16 protein-coding genes are annotated in these 16,847 nt (G+C 61.1%); 10 read left to right on the forward strand and 6 right to left on the reverse strand.

Features of this window, described 5'->3' with window-relative positions:
- Position 1: 1 nt before the first annotated feature.
- From lepB to pdxJ, 6 genes are all read left to right on the forward strand, one after another.
- On the forward strand, positions 2-856 hold the full coding sequence (gene lepB / locus ACSSNI_RS17045) for a signal peptidase I (protein ID WP_159968822.1): 855 nt from the start codon (positions 2-4) through the stop codon (positions 854-856).
- Positions 857-945: 89 nt separating this feature from the next.
- Complete coding sequence (locus tag ACSSNI_RS17050) at positions 946-1,323, forward strand: DUF4845 domain-containing protein (protein ID WP_102835744.1); 378 nt, start codon at positions 946-948, stop codon at positions 1,321-1,323.
- Positions 1,320-2,009 carry a ribonuclease III gene (gene rnc / locus ACSSNI_RS17055; protein WP_102835745.1) on the forward strand — a complete coding sequence of 230 codons (690 nt, stop codon included), beginning with the start codon at positions 1,320-1,322 and terminating at the stop codon, positions 2,007-2,009. Before ACSSNI_RS17050 ends, rnc begins: the two co-directional genes overlap by 4 nt.
- Positions 2,002-2,913, forward strand: coding sequence for a GTPase Era (gene era, locus ACSSNI_RS17060; protein WP_102835746.1), 912 nt, complete (start codon positions 2,002-2,004; stop codon positions 2,911-2,913). The genes rnc and era overlap by 8 nt, the downstream gene beginning before the upstream one ends.
- 90 nt (positions 2,914-3,003) lie before the next feature.
- Complete coding sequence (recO, locus tag ACSSNI_RS17065) at positions 3,004-3,696, forward strand: DNA repair protein RecO (protein ID WP_448259715.1); 693 nt, start codon at positions 3,004-3,006, stop codon at positions 3,694-3,696.
- The gene (gene pdxJ / locus ACSSNI_RS17070; RefSeq protein ID WP_102835748.1) at positions 3,689-4,435 is read left to right on the forward strand and encodes a pyridoxine 5'-phosphate synthase; all 747 of its coding nucleotides are present in this window, start codon (positions 3,689-3,691) and stop codon (positions 4,433-4,435) included. The genes recO and pdxJ overlap by 8 nt, the downstream gene beginning before the upstream one ends.
- 32 nt (positions 4,436-4,467) lie before the next feature.
- On the opposite strand, the gene ACSSNI_RS17075 is transcribed toward pdxJ, so the two are convergent.
- Positions 4,468-4,674: a DUF2905 domain-containing protein gene (locus tag ACSSNI_RS17075; protein ID WP_148926642.1), complete on the reverse strand. Its 207-nt coding sequence runs from the start codon at positions 4,672-4,674 to the stop codon at positions 4,468-4,470.
- 40 nt (positions 4,675-4,714) lie between these two features.
- Entirely contained in the window at positions 4,715-5,605 is an 891-nt protein-coding gene (locus ACSSNI_RS17080) for a LysR substrate-binding domain-containing protein (protein ID WP_448259790.1), read from the reverse strand.
- A 156-nt stretch (positions 5,606-5,761) separates the two neighbouring features.
- Here ACSSNI_RS17080 and ACSSNI_RS17085 point away from each other — a divergent pair, with 156 nt between their 5' ends.
- Entirely contained in the window at positions 5,762-6,046 is a 285-nt protein-coding gene (locus tag ACSSNI_RS17085; RefSeq protein WP_180981500.1) for a hypothetical protein, read from the forward strand.
- Here ACSSNI_RS17085 and cmoB read toward each other — a convergent pair.
- From cmoB to lon, 4 genes are all read right to left on the reverse strand, one after another.
- Positions 6,043-7,005, reverse strand: coding sequence for a tRNA 5-methoxyuridine(34)/uridine 5-oxyacetic acid(34) synthase CmoB (gene cmoB / locus ACSSNI_RS17090; RefSeq protein WP_448259717.1), 963 nt, complete (start codon positions 7,003-7,005; stop codon positions 6,043-6,045). The two genes, ACSSNI_RS17085 and cmoB, sit on opposite strands and share 4 nt — an antisense overlap.
- Entirely contained in the window at positions 7,002-7,745 is a 744-nt protein-coding gene (gene cmoA, locus ACSSNI_RS17095; RefSeq protein ID WP_102835752.1) for a carboxy-S-adenosyl-L-methionine synthase CmoA, read from the reverse strand. The genes cmoB and cmoA overlap by 4 nt, the downstream gene beginning before the upstream one ends.
- Positions 7,746-7,841: 96 nt before the next feature.
- Positions 7,842-8,234: a protease inhibitor I42 family protein gene (locus ACSSNI_RS17100; protein WP_448259719.1), complete on the reverse strand. Its 393-nt coding sequence runs from the start codon at positions 8,232-8,234 to the stop codon at positions 7,842-7,844.
- Between the two features lie 143 nt (positions 8,235-8,377).
- Positions 8,378-10,759 (reverse strand): endopeptidase La, encoded by a 2,382-nt coding sequence (lon, locus tag ACSSNI_RS17105; protein WP_148926638.1) that lies wholly within the window; start codon positions 10,757-10,759, stop codon positions 8,378-8,380.
- A 140-nt stretch (positions 10,760-10,899) separates the two neighbouring features.
- Here lon and ACSSNI_RS17110 point away from each other — a divergent pair, with 140 nt between their 5' ends.
- The 3 genes from ACSSNI_RS17110 to putP all read left to right on the forward strand — a co-directional run bounded on the left by ACSSNI_RS17110 (position 10,900) and on the right by putP (position 16,770).
- Positions 10,900-11,655 carry a helix-turn-helix transcriptional regulator gene (locus ACSSNI_RS17110; RefSeq protein ID WP_102835755.1) on the forward strand — a complete coding sequence of 252 codons (756 nt, stop codon included), beginning with the start codon at positions 10,900-10,902 and terminating at the stop codon, positions 11,653-11,655.
- Positions 11,656-11,918: 263 nt separating this feature from the next.
- Positions 11,919-15,080, forward strand: a complete 3,162-nt coding sequence (putA, locus tag ACSSNI_RS17115; RefSeq protein ID WP_159968816.1) for a bifunctional proline dehydrogenase/L-glutamate gamma-semialdehyde dehydrogenase PutA — start codon at positions 11,919-11,921, stop codon at positions 15,078-15,080.
- Positions 15,081-15,285: 205 nt separating this feature from the next.
- Complete coding sequence (gene putP / locus ACSSNI_RS17120) at positions 15,286-16,770, forward strand: sodium/proline symporter PutP (RefSeq protein ID WP_102835757.1); 1,485 nt, start codon at positions 15,286-15,288, stop codon at positions 16,768-16,770.
- Positions 16,771-16,847 lie beyond the last annotated feature (77 nt).

Here is a 16,847-nt window from a genome sequence, read left to right on the forward strand (position 1 = left end):
TATGTCGATCAACTTCCCGCTGTTGCTGGTCATTGCCGTTGCTGTGTGCGGTTTTCTGGCGCTGCTCGATCTGGTGGTGTTCGCACCTCGTCGTCGGGCTGCAATCGCTAACTACGAGGGCCAGACCGGGGAGCCTGATCAGTCAACGCTGGACGCTTTGAATAAAGAGCCGGTTCTGATCGAGTACGGCAAATCGTTTTTCCCAGTTCTGGCAATCGTGCTGGTATTGCGCTCGTTTCTGATCGAGCCGTTCCAGATTCCGTCGGGCTCAATGATTCCAACACTTGAGGTCGGCGATTTCATTCTGGTCAATAAGTTCGCCTATGGCATTCGGCTGCCGGTGGTCGACACCAAGATCATCGAGGTCAGTGATCCGCAGCGTGGCGATGTCATGGTGTTTCGTTATCCCAGCGATCCCAATATCAACTACATCAAGCGTGTCATAGGCCTGCCGGGCGATGTGGTTCGGTACAGCAGCGACAAGCGGCTGAGCATTAACGGCGAGCTGGTTCCTGAAATGCTTATTGGCGAAGAGCCCGGGAGTCTGGGCAGCGCCAAGCTCTACCAGGAAAAACTCGGCGAGGTGGAACACCTGATTCGCAAGGAAATGGCCCGCTATCGGATCGAACCCAACCGCGAGTGGCGGGTTCCGGCTGGTCATTACTTCATGATGGGTGACAACCGCGACAACTCCAATGACAGTCGCTACTGGCATGACGCGGCCATTCCGGCGGAATTTGCCGGTATGGTTCCGGACCGCAACATCGTCGGCAAGGCCTTCGCCGTATGGATGAGCTGGCCCGATCCGAAGTTCAGCAACCTGCCGCACTTTTCGCGCGTCGGATTGATTCACTAAGTCTGTGAATCAGGGCCCGGTTCCAGCGAGCCGGACCGTTATATTTGCACAGCCCCGATCCGCGGGTAACGTACGACATAGAGGTCGACATGAGTTTCGCTCGTTCGCAAAAAGGGCTGTCCATGCTGAGCTGGATCATGGTGCTGGCACTGGTGGCGTTTTTTGCCAGTACCGCATTCAAGATGCTCCCGCATTACTTCGACTATATGTCGATGGACAAGATCATCTCCGGGGTCGAAAGTGACAAGGCCGCAGACATCCGCACCGTACGAGACTTTTACAGCCATGTACGCAAGGGCATGGATGTCAACGGCATCCGCGATCTGAACCTCGAAGAGGCGCTGAAGGTCGTGATTGAAAATAACGAGTTCAAGGTGCACTTGGACTATGAAAAACGCGAGCCCCTGATCCGTAATCTCGATCTAGTGGCGAACTTCGATAAAGAATATCGCCTAAGGATGCCGTGAGCACTTCGTTAGCCCGTCTCGAGCGTAGGCTCGGATACCAATTCAAGGACCAGGAGCTGATGCTCCTGGCACTGACCCATCGCAGCTATGCCGGACGCAATAATGAGCGTCTTGAGTTTTTGGGCGATGCCATTCTCAACTTCATCGCTGGCGAGGCGCTATTCAACCATTTCCCTCAGGCTAAGGAAGGGCAGCTGTCGCGCCTTCGAGCACGCCTGGTTAAAGGTGAAACGCTTGCTGTACTTGCTCGGGGGTTTGAGCTCGGTGAATACCTGCGGCTCGGCTCCGGTGAGCTGAAGAGCGGTGGTTTCCGCCGCGAGTCGATTCTTGCCGATACTCTGGAAGCCCTGATTGGCGCCATCTATCTTGATGCCGGCATGGAGGCGGCGCGTGACCGCGTGCTGGCTTGGCTTGCCAACGAGCTGGAAGGGCTTACGCTGGTTGATACGAACAAGGACCCAAAGACCCGTTTGCAGGAGTTTTTGCAATCGCGGGCGTGCGAATTGCCAAAGTATGAAGTCGTGGCGATTCAAGGGGACCCACATTGCCGGACCTTCTTCGTCGAGTGCCAAGTGTCACTGTTGCATGAGAAAACACAAGGGCAGGGCGCCAGTCGGCGTATTGCCGAACAGGTTGCCGCTGCCTCGGCACTGATAGCGCTGGGCGTGGAGAACGGTAATGACTGAAGAACGAGTTGAAGGTGAAGAAATCACCCGCTGCGGCTATGTAGCCATTGTCGGAAGGCCCAATGTGGGTAAGTCGACCCTGCTTAATCACGTCTTGGGCCAGAAGCTCGCGATCACCTCGCGTAAGCCGCAGACAACCCGTCACAACATGCTTGGAATCAAGACCGAGGGGGCCGTTCAGGCGGTCTACGTCGACACCCCCGGCCTGCACAAGAATGGCGAGACGGCGCTGAACCGCTATATGAACCGCACCGCCTCTTCAGCGTTGAAGGACGTCGACGTGGTCGTCTTCGTGGTTGATCGCACTCGCTGGACTGATGAGGATCAGCTCGTGCTTGAGCGTGTCCAGTATGTCGAAGGTCCGGTCATCGTTGCGGTGAACAAGACCGATCGCGTCGAAGACAAGGGCGAGCTGCTGCCGCATTTCGAATGGTTGGCTCAACAACTGCCAAGAGCGGAGATCGTGCCGATCTCCGCCCAGCACGGGCAGAATCTGGATGTATTCGAAAAGCTGGTAGCTTCCCACCTGCCCGAGGGCGAGCACTTTTTCCCCGAAGACCAAATCACCGACCGCAGCAGCCGTTTCCTGGCCGCAGAGCTGGTGCGTGAAAAGATCATGCGTCAACTCGGCGCCGAGGTGCCTTACCAGATCACCGTCGAGATTGAGGATTTCAAGCAGCAGGGCCATGTGCTGCATATCCATGCGCTGATTCTGGTAGAGCGCGACGGCCAGAAGAAAATCATCATTGGCGACAAGGGCGAGCGCATCAAGCGCATTGGCCAGGAGGCGCGCAAGGACATGGAGGTGCTATTCGACTCCAAGGTCATGCTCAATCTCTGGGTGAAGGTGAAGAGCGGCTGGTCCGACGACGAGCGCGCACTGCACTCGCTCGGCTACAGCTGACGCAAGTTCTGCGACACCTGCCCGACTGCCGCAGCCTTTGGCGGTCGGGCAACCAGCATTTGTTCCGTCTCTGCACTTGACCTACCTCTCATGACCGCCCAAACCGCTTTTGTGCTGCACAGCCGGCCCTATCGTGAAAGCAGCGCGCTTGTGGATTTTTTCACGCCCGAAGGGCGGCTACGGGCAGTGTTGCGCGGTGCGCGCGGCAAGGCGGGCACGCTGGCGCGTCCCTTCGTGCCACTCGAGGTCGAGTTTCGTGGTCGCGGGGATCTGAAAAGCGTCGGGCGGCTAGACAGTGCTGGCCTGGCGTACTGGCTCGATGGCAACGCGCTATTCAGTGGCATGTACCTGAACGAATTGCTGATCCGGTTGCTGCCGGCCGAAGATGCTCATCCCGCCATGTTCGATCACTACGCTGCAACTCTGCCAGCGCTGGCGGCTAAACGACCGCTGGAGCCGATTCTCCGTTCGTTCGAATGGCGCCTGCTGACCGAGCTTGGTTATGGCTTTGCCCTGGACCGGGATGTGGCTGACCAGCCCATCGCTGGCGATGGGCTATATCGTTTGCGTCCCGAGACCGGGCTCGAGCCGGTCGGGCATTTTCAGCCGGGTCTGTTCAATGGTGCGGAACTCCTGGCCATGGCAGAGGCCGATTGGAGTGTGCCGGGGGCTTTGGCCGCCGCAAAGAGACTCATGCGTCAGGCGTTGGCGCCGCATCTGGGCGGTCGACCATTGGTTAGCCGCGAACTGTTCATGAACATCAAGGAGGTCCCGCGTGACTGAAGCGAATCGAATCCTGCTCGGCGTCAATGTTGATCATGTCGCCACCCTGCGACAGGCGCGTGGTACCCGCTACCCTGACCCAGTCAAGGCTGCGCTGGATGCCGAGGAGGCCGGGGCCGACGGCATTACGGTACACCTGCGCGAGGATCGTCGGCACATCCAGGAGCGTGACGTGCTAATGATGAAGGATGCGCTGCAGACGCGGATGAACTTCGAGATGGGTGTCACCGAAGCGATGCTGGCATTTGCCGAGCAATTGCGGCCCGAACACGTTTGCCTGGTGCCTGAAACACGACAGGAGCTCACCACCGAGGGCGGCCTGGATGTCGCGGGCCAGGAAGCGCGGATCCGAGAAGCGGTCAACCGCCTGGCTGCTTGCGGTGCTGAGGTGTCGCTATTCATTGACGCCGATCCGCGTCAGATTGAAGCGGCTGCTCGTGTGGGCGCGCCGGCGATCGAGCTGCACACCGGCCGTTACGCCGATGCGCATGGCGTGGCCGAGCGGGCCTGCGAGCTCGCCCGCATTCGCGACGGTGTCGAGTCCGGCTTGAGCCATGGGCTGATCGTCAATGCTGGCCATGGTCTGCACTACCACAACGCCGAAGCGATCGCCGCGATTCGTGGCGTCAACGAGCTGAACATTGGCCACGCGATAGTTGCTCATGCCTTATTCGTCGGGTTCAAACAGGCTGTCAAGGAGATGAAGCACCTGATCCTTACCGCCGCAGCTCGCGGCTGACAACGCTAGGTGGCTCGCATAAGGCGGGTCACCTAGCGTTTGAACAGGTTTACCAGTACGGTCAGCACAACGCTCAGCACAATCATCGACGTGATCGGAATGTACGTCTTGCTGCGTTCTGATTCGAGCCGAATGTCGCCGGGCAGCTTGCCGAACCAGCTCAGCAGGCCGGGCGCGTAGTGAAGGGCAACGCCGAGCAACAGCAACACGACGCCTGCGCCGATCAACCATTTAGCCATTTCCGCTCCCCCTCCTGCGCGTATTCGCTTGAGCTGCTCATCAGTGGTACGCCGCAAAGGCCGCCACTACCTGCTGCGATAGCACTTTTACCGGCTCGCTGCATTGTGCGGCGCTTAGCAACTTGATCTGGTACTCACCGAGTGCTGGCAGGTTTGCCTCTTCGTCCAGCCGTCTGAGCGGTGGTCTGATCAGGCTCAGCGGATAGGGCGCAACTGCGAGATCGGCAACCATGGCAGCCTCCTGTCCGGCGCATTGCTCGCTGGAATAGGCGATGCGGTAGCTGCGACCGACACGGTCGAGTGCATCCAGAGCCTGGCGGCGCCAGGCACATTCGGCGCTGGCCAGCGCCAGCGGCAACGGGTTGCGCCTCATCGCGACGCCACCCGCCCGACCGGCCCAGACCAGTGGCTCACGGTGGACGACCTCGCCGCGGGTGTCGTCCTGACCAAGATTGCCAACGCTGATCAAGGCGACGTCCAGTTCACCTGCATCGATTCGCTGGATCATGTCGACGCTGCGCCCGACCGACACGTTCACCTCGATGCCGGGATGCGTTCGTGCAAAGAGCGACAGTAGTCCCGGCAGGATATGTGTGCCGATGTCGGCTGGCGCGCCGAAGCGCACCTGGCCACTCAGGCTTGGCTTGATGAAAGCGCCCACGGCTTCTTCGTTTAGCTTGAGCAGGCGCCGAGCGTAACTGATGAGTCGCTCGCCCTCAGCGGTCAGGGCGACGCGCCGGGCCTCTCGGCTGAACAAGGCGCAGCCCAGGGTGTTTTCCAAGCGTTTGATCTGCATGCTGACGGCGGATGTGGTGCGAAAAATCTGCGCGGCCGTGCGGGTAAAGCTGCCGCTTTCTGCAATGGATACGAACGTACGCAGCACATCGATCTCGAGTAAAGGCATGGCGGATTGCGGCAGTCGTTCAGGCATCCCGGACATTGATCGACCCTTCAATATTTCTTAAGTGACGATTCTATTCTAGTCGTTTGTTTGAAGTGTCAACGAGGCTCAGTCTGGTTCTGTCGACATCAAGTCGTCGGCAGGTAACGGGTGCATTAATGCATCCTTTCTAGCCAGGAGCATCTGATGAACTGTACAGAAGAGCAGTTGAAGCGTGATCGATCAGCGGGAATACAAGAGCCGTCCATTCCTAACGTGTATCTACCCGCGATGTGGCCGGTGGAGATGCACGCGTTAGCGCTCGACTGGTTCAAGGCATGGCGCAAGCGCCGCTTGTATCGGCGTCTGCTCCGCCTCAGCGACAGGCAGCTGCGGTTGCGTGACCTCAGCCGCCCCCTTCTGCTGGCGAAGGCTTCGACGCCGTTGCGGCAGATCGTGCAAGAACAGCGAAACGGGCGGGCTCGGCGTTAAGGCTTACGGGCGATCATCACGGCGCGCATCGGTGCGGGAAGACCTTCGATGGTCTTGCTGTGATCCTGTGGGTCGAGGAACTCGGGGAGCGACTGATAGCGCATCCAGTCGGTGCTGCGCTGCTCCTCGACGCTGGTGATACTGACGTCTACGCAGCGCACATCGACGAATCCGGCGCGGCGCAGCCAGCATTCCAGCGCGGCTACCGATGGCAGGAACCAGACGTTGCGCATCTGCGCGTAGCGGTCTTCGGGAACCAGAGCGGTGTGCTCGTTTCCGTCAACCACCAGCGTTTCCAAGACCAGTTCGCCACCCTTGTTCAGGCAGTCTTTCAGGTCCAGCAGATGATCGACAGGCGAGCGCCGATGGTAGAGCACGCCCATGGAAAACACGGTTTCGAAGCCCTCGAGCTTGCTCGGCAGCTCCTCCAACGCCATCGGCAAATGCCAGACCGGCAGGGCGTCGAGGTAGCGCTTCATGGCGTGAAACTGGCAGAAGAACAGCCAGTTCGGATCGATACCAACAACCGAGTCGGCGCCAGCACCGAGCATGCGCCACATGTAATAGCCGTTACCGCAGCCGACATCGAGGATGCGCTTGCCGGTCAGGTCCAGGTGCGGGGAAACGCGGTCCCACTTCCAATCCGAGCGCCATTCGGTGTCGACATGCACGCCGAACACATCGAAGGGCCCTTTGCGCCAAGGCGACAGGCCGAACAGAGCATCGTGTGTGATGGCACGTGTGGCCTCGTCGCAGTCGGACTCCAGCCGGAAGGCCTCACGTAGCTCTACCCCACTAGGCTGGATATCAGGCAGTGCTTCGACGGCACGGCGCCAGCGCGGCAAGTCGCCGTGGCCAATGGCGAGTTTGGCGTCGAGTTGCGCTTGCAGGCCGTTGGCCCAGGCCGCCAGCGGGGTGCCGGCCAGGCGCCAGGCGAGGGGAGTCAGGTCGAGATTCATGGCAGGGCAATCAGGGAGGCAAAATTCAGGCATTGGAACCAGGGCACGACTTTGGAAAAACCGGCGTCCAGCAATCGCTGGCGATGGGTTTCCAGGCTGTCGGGTTTCATCACGTTCTCGATGGCGCTGCGTTTCTGCGCAATTTCCAGCTCGCTGTAGCCATTGGCACGCTTGAAGGCGATATGCAGCTCCGTCAGCAGATCCTGTTCCTGGTCGTCTTCGAAGCGCAGCTTTTCCGAGAGGATCAGCGCGCCGCCCGGCACCAGCGCCTGGCGAATGGCGCTGAGCAGCTCGGGCCGCTGTTCAGGCGGGATGAACTGCAGGGTGAAGTTGAGGGCGACCAGCGAGGCGGGCTGGAACTGGAGAGCAAGCACGTCGGCTTCGATCACTTCAACCGGGAGCAGCTCCTGGAACATCGAATCCTGCCCGTGCAGATACTCACGGCAGCGCTCGACCATCGCTGCAGAGTTATCAACGGCAATTACATGACAGTTATCGGTCTTGACGTGCCGACGCAGCGCTTGTGTCACCGCACCCAGCGAGCAACCGAGGTCATACAGGCAGGTGTTCGGCTGGGCGAATTGCGCCGCCAGCACGCCGATGTTCTCGACGATGGTGGGGTAGCCCGGCACCGAGCGCTTGATCATGTCGGGGAACACCCGCACGACGTCTTCGTTGAAAACGAAGTCCTGGGGTTGGGCAAGGGGCTGGGCGAACAGGCGATCGGGTTCGTGGCTCACGGCGGCGTCTGGGCAGGCTGGAAAACAGGGGCGGCATTGTAGCGGAAAGCCGCGCCGATGGCCGTGCCCGAGTGGACGGCCGGTGTCCGTTCCCGGCTACTCTACTTCGATGCGGCAGTCGAACAGCCCGGCCGGTTCGGCGTCGACTTCCCAGGGTCGCTGATAGGTGAGGTAGAGGCGGCCACTGCCGGCCTCGGCTGCCTCGAAGCGCCAGGTAGACAGACCATCGCCACCAATGACGTCGCTTTCAGGCGAGCTGAACACTTCCGGGCCGAGGCTTTTCAGTTGTTCGCTCGAAACCTCGCGCAGGTTCCAGCGATAACCCGTTGCGGGATTGCTTGGCAGGCTCAGGATCAGCATCTGGCCGGGCTGCAAGGTCAGTGGACAGTCAGCATCATCGCTCAGCGCGATACTGCTGGACGGGCCACTGGCGCAGCCGGCAAGCAGGAGCAAAGGGGCGAACGACGACAGCAGGCGGGTTACGGGCATAGGCGACCGACTCAAACAAGGGAAAGGAAACGCTCGGGCGTCGGTTGAACCATAAGACCCGCAGACTCGCGCGTAAAGCCATTCTCTGCTGGCCGAGGGTCCGGGCAGCGGGGCCGTGGTGCTGGGTTCACGGCCCCGCATTGTCAGAACAGGACCTTGACCACGTCGCTGAAGCGCTTGGCGAAATGCATCGTCAGCCCTTCCTTGAGGTAATCCGGCAGTTCTTCGAAGTCACCCCGGTTCAGTTCGGGAATGATCAGCTCGTAGAGCTTCAAGCGCCGCGCGGCAATCACTTTTTCCCGCAACCCGCCGATGGGCAGGACCAGCCCGGTCAGGGTCAGCTCACCGGTCATGGCCACGCCTTTCTTGGGCGCCTGGTTGCGTGCCAGCGAGAGCAGGGCGCTGGCCATGCTGATGCCGGCGCTGGGGCCGTCCTTAGGCGTGGCGCCTTCCGGCACGTGCATGTGCACAAAAGCCTGGTCGAAGAATTTCGGGTCGCCCTTGAACTCCTTCAGGTGTGAGTTCACGTAGCTGAAGGCGATTTCGGCCGACTCTTTCATCACATCGCCGAGCTTGCCGGTGAGCTTGAAACCGCGGTTGAGCGTATGGATACGCGTTGCCTCGATGGGCAGCGTGGCGCCGCCCATGCTGTTCCAGGCCAGACCGGTGACCACGCCAACCCCGGTGAGCAACTGCTCGGGATGCCAGAACGGCATGCCCAGGTAACTCTCGATGTCCTTCGGACCGATCTTGATGTTGGCCTCTGGCTCATCAAGCAGCTTGACCACTGCCTTGCGCACCACCTTGCCGAGCTGCTTGTCTAGCTGGCGCACCCCCGCTTCGCGTGCGTAGCCCTCGATCAGACTGCGTAGAGCGCTGTCGCTGATCGAAAGCCGTTTCTTCGGCACACCGGCGCGGTCCAGTTGCCGCGGCCAGAGATGACGCTTGGCGATGGCCAGCTTTTCCTCGGTGATGTAGCCGGACAACCGGATGATTTCCATGCGGTCGAGCAGTGGGCCAGGGATCGAGTAAAGGCTGTTGGCGGTGCAAACGAACAGCACCTTGGACAGGTCCACGCGCAGGTCGAGGTAATGGTCGAGAAAGCCGACGTTCTGCTCGGGGTCGAGGGTCTCCAGCAGCGCCGACGCCGGGTCGCCCTGATGGCTGTTGCCGAGCTTGTCGACCTCGTCGAGCATGATCACCGGATTCATCACCTCGACTTCTTTCAACGCCTGGACCAGCTTGCCGGGCAAAGCGCCGATATAAGTGCGTCGATGGCCTTTGATCTCGGCCTCGTCACGCATGCCGCCGACGCTGAAGCGATAGAAGCGGCGCCCGAGTGACTCGGCGATGGACTTGCCGATGCTGGTTTTGCCCACGCCGGGCGGGCCCACCAGCAGCACGATGGAGCCGGAAATTTCGCCACGGAAGGCGCCGACGGCGAGAAACTCGATGATCCGGCTCTTGATGTCGTCGAGCCCGGCGTGGTGAGCATTGAGCACCTTGCGCGCATGTTCGAGGTCCAGCTTGTCCTCGCTGTACAGGCCCCAGGGCATGGAGGTGGCCCAGTCCAGATAGTTTCGGGTGACGGCGTATTCCGGGGATCCGGTCTCCAGCACTGATAGCTTTTGCAATTCGTCGTCGATGCGTTTCTGTGCCGCGGGTGGCACGACCTTGCCCTCCAGTCGCGAGCGAAATTCATCGGCGTCGGCGCTGCGGTCATCCTTGGTGATGCCGAGTTCCTGCTGGATGATCTTTAGCTGTTCCTTGAGGAAGAACTCGCGCTGGCGTTCGCCGATCTTGCGGTTCACTTCGCCGGTCAGCTCCTTCTGCAACTTGGCGACCTCGACCTCCTTGCGCAGCAGCGGGAGGACCTTTTCCATGCGCTTGAGTACCGGCACGGTGTCGAGCACTTCCTGCAGTTCCGGGCCTGGCGCAGTGGTCAGCGCGGCGGCGAAATCGGTCAGGGGCGAGGGCGCGTTCGGGCTGAAACGGTTGAGGTAGTTCTTCAACTCTTCGCTATACAGCGGGTTGAGCGGCAGCAGCTCTTTGATCGCGTTGATCAGCGCCATGCCGTAGGCCTTCACCTCATCACGCGGGTCTTCGTCGCTTTGCGGGTAGTCCACTTCCACCAGATACGGCGGCTTGCGCCGCAGCCAGCCGCGGATTCGTACCCGCGCCAGGCCCTGGGCTACGAATTGCAGTTTGCCGCCTTCTTTCGATGCGTGATGCACGCGAACCATGGTGCCGTGCTCGGGCAGGCTGTCCGGGTCGAAGCTGGCCGCATCCTGCGCCGGCGAGTCCATAAAGAAGAGGGCCAGGCGCTGATGCGGCGTTTTGGAGACCAGGTCCAGGGTTTCGGCCCAGGGCTCTTCGTTGACAATGACCGGCAGCACCTGGGCCGGGAAGAACGGCCGGTTGTGGATCGGGATGATGTACAGCTTGTCGGGCTGCTCCTGGTCCGGCAACACCAGCCCGGTAGATGAATGGTCCTGCTCGAGGTCCTGATGGATGTCGTCGTTCATGCGGCACCTGTGGCGAGTACGTGCTCTTTAGATGGGTATCCGACAAATGATTTCAATCCAATCCCGTCATCGACCGCTGGGGCTGGCTGTAAAAACGGGTTTACCTTCGGTAGAGTGCGGCAATACGTCAGGTGTCCCCCATGCTCAACGCACGTCTGCTTCGCCTCGATGACCAGGCTCACGAACACGCTCACGACTACCACCAGTTGGTCATGTCGCTGTCGGGCTGCGCCGAATTTGAAGTGGACGGGACGGGTGGAGAGGTGTGCCGTATGCGTGCCTGCCTTGTGCCGGGATATGCCGAGCACGAGTTCGCCGGCAAGGGCGACAACCGCATGCTCATCATTGACCTCGATGAGAATGACCTGAGTGCCGACGACCCACGCCTGCTGGCGCAATTGTTCGAAACCCCGCGTTACCCCGCGCTCGACGCTGACTTCCACAACCTGTTGAACTATGCCGGTGCCGAACTGGCCCGTTATGGCAGTGACCCGTTGCTGGCGCGGGCGCTGGGTGGCGTGTTGTTGCGTGCGTTGCACCTGCGGGTGTTCGGGGAAGGCACGCGCCAGCCGACTGGCCCACTGGACGTTGCCCGGCTGGATGCACACATCGAAAGCAATCTTGCTCGACGGATTACTGTTGCCGAGTTGGCGCAGGTCGTCTGCCTGAGCCCCAGCCATTTTCACGCGCAATTCAAGGACAGCGTCGGCCTGACGCCGCATCAATACCTGCTCAAAAGTCGCCTCAACCGTGCCGCACGGCTGCTACGCGAGAGTCCGCTGCCCTTGGTTCGGATTGCTGAGGAGTGCGGTTTTTCAAGCCAGAGTGCCTTGACGACGGCGACACGCCGTTATCTGGGGCTGACGCCTAAAAAGCTGCGACACAGCGACGGCTAGAACTATAGAACGCACCGCATCGGTGCGTTTTTCGTTTTTCAGCTAACTTTTTGCACCGCTCTAGTGAGCTTTTATGACCGTATTTCGACGGCCACGTAAAGCCGTAGGTTTTTGTAAAAGTTCAGTAGATATCTGCAACAACGCAAAACTCTCTCGCCGTAGATTCCCCTACCCGTTTGGCGGCCACCGCTGCGCCATCATTGGTGTGGGCGACCCGCCGGGCCTGATTCATCACAACAACACTCCACGAGAGGAGCGGCGCGATGTTCAAAGCCGGTCAAGTCTTGCAGGGCGATTTCGCCAACCTGAAAGCCGCCGAATTCTTCCCCGCCATCAGCGCGAATTACAGCGTTGACGAGGCGGCCTACCTGAACGAGCTGTTGCAACTCGCCGACCCCGGCGAGGCGGGCATCGAAGCCATTCGCCGCGAAGCACGTGGCCTGATCGAGGCCGTACGCGGCCGTGATAACGCCGTCGACACCCTCGACGCGCTGCTGCGCCAGTACAGTTTGGACACCCACGAAGGCCTGATGCTGATGTGCCTGGCCGAAGCGCTGTTGCGCGTGCCGGACTCGGCCACCGCTGACGCTTTGATCCGCGACAAGCTCAATGCCGCCGAGTGGGAACGCCACCTCGGCCAGAGCGACAACGTGCTGGTCAACTTCGCTGCGTGGGGCCTGGTGATGACCGGCAAGGTGGTCGACCCGGAAAACGCCGACGGCCGCCCAAAGAATGTCATCGGCCGCCTGGTCAAGCGTTCCGGCGAGCCGGTCATTCGCGCCGCGATGAATCAGGCGATGAAGCTGATGGGCAAGCAGTTCGTGCTCGGCCGGACCATCTCCGAAGCGCTCAAGAATGGCCGCCCCGAGCGCGAGAAGGGCTACACCTATTCCTTCGACATGCTCGGCGAAGCGGCACTGACTGTCGAGGACGCGCGCAAGTACATGGCCGACTATCGTCAGGCCGTGGAAACCGTAGGCGCAGAGCCCCAGGTAGGCCTCGGTCCACGTCCGTCGGTGTCGATCAAGCTGTCGGCGCTGCATCCGCGTTATGAAGTGGCTCAGCGTGAGCGCGTACTGACCGAGCTGTTCGCCAGCGTCCGCGAACTGGCGATCCTGGCGCGCCGCCTGGATGTCGGCATCACCATCGACGCCGAAGAGGCCGATCGCCTCGAGCTGTCGCTGGAGCTCTATGAAAAGCTGATGCGTGACCCAGCCATCGCTGGCTGGGGCGAGTTTGGCCTGGTCATTCAGGCGTATTCCAAGCGCTGTCTGCCGGTGCTGGTCTGGCTGACCCTGCTGGGCAAGGAGCTGAATGCACGGATTCCATTGCGTTTGGTGAAGGGTGCCTACTGGGACAGCGAGATCAAGCAGTGCCAGGTGCAGGGCCTCGACGGCTATCCGGTCTACACCCGCAAGGAAGGCACCGACACCTCCTATCTGGCCTGCGCTCGCTACCTACTGTCCGAACAGACACGCGGCGTGATCTACCCGCAGTTCGCCAGCCACAACGCGCACACCGTCAGCTGCATCCTGTCGATGGTCGGCGCGCTGAAGACGCCGCGTGAATTCGAGTTCCAGCGCCTGCACGGCATGGGCGATGCGCTCTACGACACCGTGATCGAGAAGTACCGCAAGAACGTGCGCATCTACGCGCCGGTCGGTGCGCATAAAGACCTGCTGCCGTACCTGGTGCGTCGTCTGCTGGAGAACGGCGCGAACTCCTCGTTCGTCCACCAGCTGGTCGACCCGCGTGTGCCGGTCGATTCTCTGATCGACCACCCGGTGACCCAGCTGCGTCAATTCAAGACCCTCGGCAACCATCGCATTCCGCTTCCGCCGGCGCTGTACGGCAACCGGACCAACTCGCAAGGCATCAACATGAACATCCAGACCCAGTGGAACGAACTGTCCAGCGCCTATCAGAAGTTCCTTGGCCGCCAGTGGCAGGCCGCCCCGGTAATCGCCGGACAGAAGCTCACCGGTGCGCCGCACAAGGTGCACTGCCCGTATCAGCTCAGCCAGGAGGTGGGCACCGCTCAGTTCGCCACCGCCGAGCAGGCCAAGCAGGCTATCGACGGTCTGGCCGCTTTCTGGCCGCGCTGGAACGCCACGCCGATCGAACAGCGCGCACAGATCCTCGAGCGCCTTGGTGACCTGCTCGAAGCCAACCGTGCAGAGCTGATGGCCATGTGCACGCTGGAAGCAGGCAAGACCCTGCAGGACGGCATCGACGAAGTCCGCGAAGCGGTGGATTTCTGCCGTTACTACGCACTGCAGGCACGCCTGAAGCTCGGTCGTGAAGAGCTCAAGGGCCCAACCGGCGAGCGCAACGAGCTGTTCCATGAAGGCCGCGGCGTGTTCGTCTGCATCAGCCCCTGGAACTTCCCGCTGGCGATCTACCTCGGTCAAATCACCGCGGCGCTGGTGGCCGGCAATACCGTACTGGCCAAGCCAGCCGAACAGACCAGCCTGATCGCTGCCCGTGCGCTGGAGCTGATGTTTGAAGCTGGCCTGCCAAAGGAGGCGATTGCCTTCCTGCCAGGCGACGGCGCCACGCTCGGTGGCGTGTTCTGCCGCGATCCGCGCGTGGTGGGCGTGTGCTTCACCGGCTCCACTGACACGGCACGTATCATCAACCGCCAGCTGGCCGAGAAGGAGGGCGCCATTGCCGCGCTGATCGCTGAGACCGGTGGCCAGAACGCGATGATCGTCGATTCCACCGCGCTGCCTGAGCAGGTGGTCAAGGATGCCGTCGGTTCGGCGTTTACCAGCGCCGGTCAGCGTTGCTCGGCCCTGCGCGTGCTCTACGTCCAGCGCGACATCGCCGACCGTGTGATCGAACTGCTCAAGGGCGCCATGGCCGAGCTGAAGGTCGGCCCGACCCACCTGCGCGAAAACGACCTGGGCCCGGTGATCGATGCCGAAGCGCGCGAGGGCCTGCTGGCGCACATCCAGCAGCTCAAGGCCGAAGGCAAGCTGATCGCCGAAGCAGAGCTGCCTGGTAGCCTCAACGGCCATTTCGTGGCGCCGGTAGCGTTCGAGATCGGCAGCATTCTCGAGCTGAAGAAGGAGCAGTTCGGTCCAGTTTTGCACGTGGTGCGTTTCGATGCGGCCGATCTGGAGAAGGTCGTCGCCGACATCAATGCCACCGGTTACGGCCTGACGCTTGGCGTGCACAGCCGTAACGAGGAAACCGCTGAGCGCATTGAAGCGCTGGCGCGGGTCGGCAACCTCTACGTCAACCGCAACCAGGTCGGCGCGGTGGTCGGGGTACAGCCCTTCGGTGGCTGTGGCCTGTCCGGTACCGGCCCGAAGGCGGGTGGTCCGAGCTACCTGCTGCGCTTCGTCAACGAGCGCACCACCTCGACCAACACCACGGCTGTCGGCGGTAATGCGTCCTTGCTGTCGCTGGGTGACGACTGACCGTCAACTCAGCAGAAATGGCTGGCGGCTCGGTTCAGAGACCGCCAGCTCATCAAAACAACCAGAACAGTTGGCGGATCGCTCTTCCGCCTCTGATGGGCTCAATTGAGCCCGTCCCGGTGATGGCGCGAACCGCCATCGCCCTCTGCCAGGTGGGATCGGGAATACCCTCGCACCCATCAACAACAACTAACGAGGGAACAAAATGAGCATCAGTACTCCCACTTTGATTACGTTCGTGATCTACATCGGCGCGATGCTGTTGATCGGCTTCATTGCCTACCGTGCAACCAAGAACTTCGATGACTACATCCTCGGGGGACGTAGCCTGGGCAGTTTTGTCACGGCGCTGTCTGCCGGCGCTTCGGACATGAGCGGCTGGCTGCTGATGGGCTTGCCGGGCGCAATTTTTGTCGCCGGTCTTTCGGAAAGCTGGATCGCCATCGGCCTGATCGCCGGTGCCTGGCTGAACTGGCTGTTCGTAGCCGGACGCCTGCGTGTACACACCGAGCGCAACAAGAATGCGCTGACCCTGCCGGACTACTTCTCGCACCGTTTCGAAGATGAAAGCCGCATGCTGCGCATCTTCTCGGCGCTGGTCGTACTGGTGTTCTTCACCATCTACTGCGCCTCGGGTGTCGTGGCTGGTGCGCGGCTGTTCGAGAGCAGCTTCGGCGTGCCGTACGACGTCGCGTTGTGGATCGGTGCAGCAGCCACCATTCTTTACGTGTTCATCGGCGGCTTCCTCGCGGTCAGCTGGACTGACACCGTGCAAGCCACCCTGATGATCTTCGCTCTGCTGATCACCCCGGTGTTCGTGATCCTGGCCTTGGGCGACATGGGCGCTGCGATGGACACCATCGCGACCCAGAACCCGGCCGCCTTCGATATGTTCAACGGGCTGTCCTTCGTTGCCATCATCTCGTTGCTGGCCTGGGGCCTTGGCTACTTCGGACAGCCGCACATCCTGGTGCGCTTCATGGCCGCCGACTCGGTGAAGACCATCCCTAACGCTCGCCGCATCGGCATGGCGTGGATGATCCTGACCCTGGCCGGTGCCGTGGCGGTGGGCTTCTTCGGTATCGCCTATTTTGCAGGCCATCCGGAACTGGCCGGCCCGGTCAGCGAGAACGGTGAGCGTGTGTTCATGGAACTGGTGAAGATACTGTTCAACCCATGGGTGGCCGGCATCATCCTTTCCGGCGTACTGGCTGCCGTGATGAGTACGCTCAGCGCCCAGCTGCTGGTGAGCTCCAGCGCGCTGACCCAGGACTTCTACAAGGCCATGCTGCGCAAGAACGCCTCACAGACCGAGCTGGTCTGGGTCGGTCGTGCGATGGTGCTGCTGATCGCCTTCATCGCCCTTGGCATCGCTTCGAATCCTGACAGCAAGGTGCTGGGTCTGGTGTCCTACGCCTGGGCCGGCTTTGGTGCCGCCTTTGGCCCGGTGGTACTGATCTCGCTGCTGTGGAAGCACATGACCCGCAATGGCGCGCTGGCGGGCATGGTCGTCGGTGCGGTCACTGTCGTGGTGTGGAAGGAATTCATCGGCATGGGTCTTTACGAGATCATTCCGGGCTTCATCCTCGCCAGCCTGGCTATCGTGATCTTCAGCAAAGTCGGCGCCGGTGCTTCACCGAGCATGCTCAAGCGCTTCGAAGACGCCGAGAGCGAATACCAGGGTCGCTGATTCATCGACCCACCCAAAAACCCCGCTGCCGGCGTTCCGGCAGCGGGGTTTTCTTTTATGCACTACCGCCTACCGCT

Source organism: Stutzerimonas tianxiuensis, assembly GCF_053470365.1.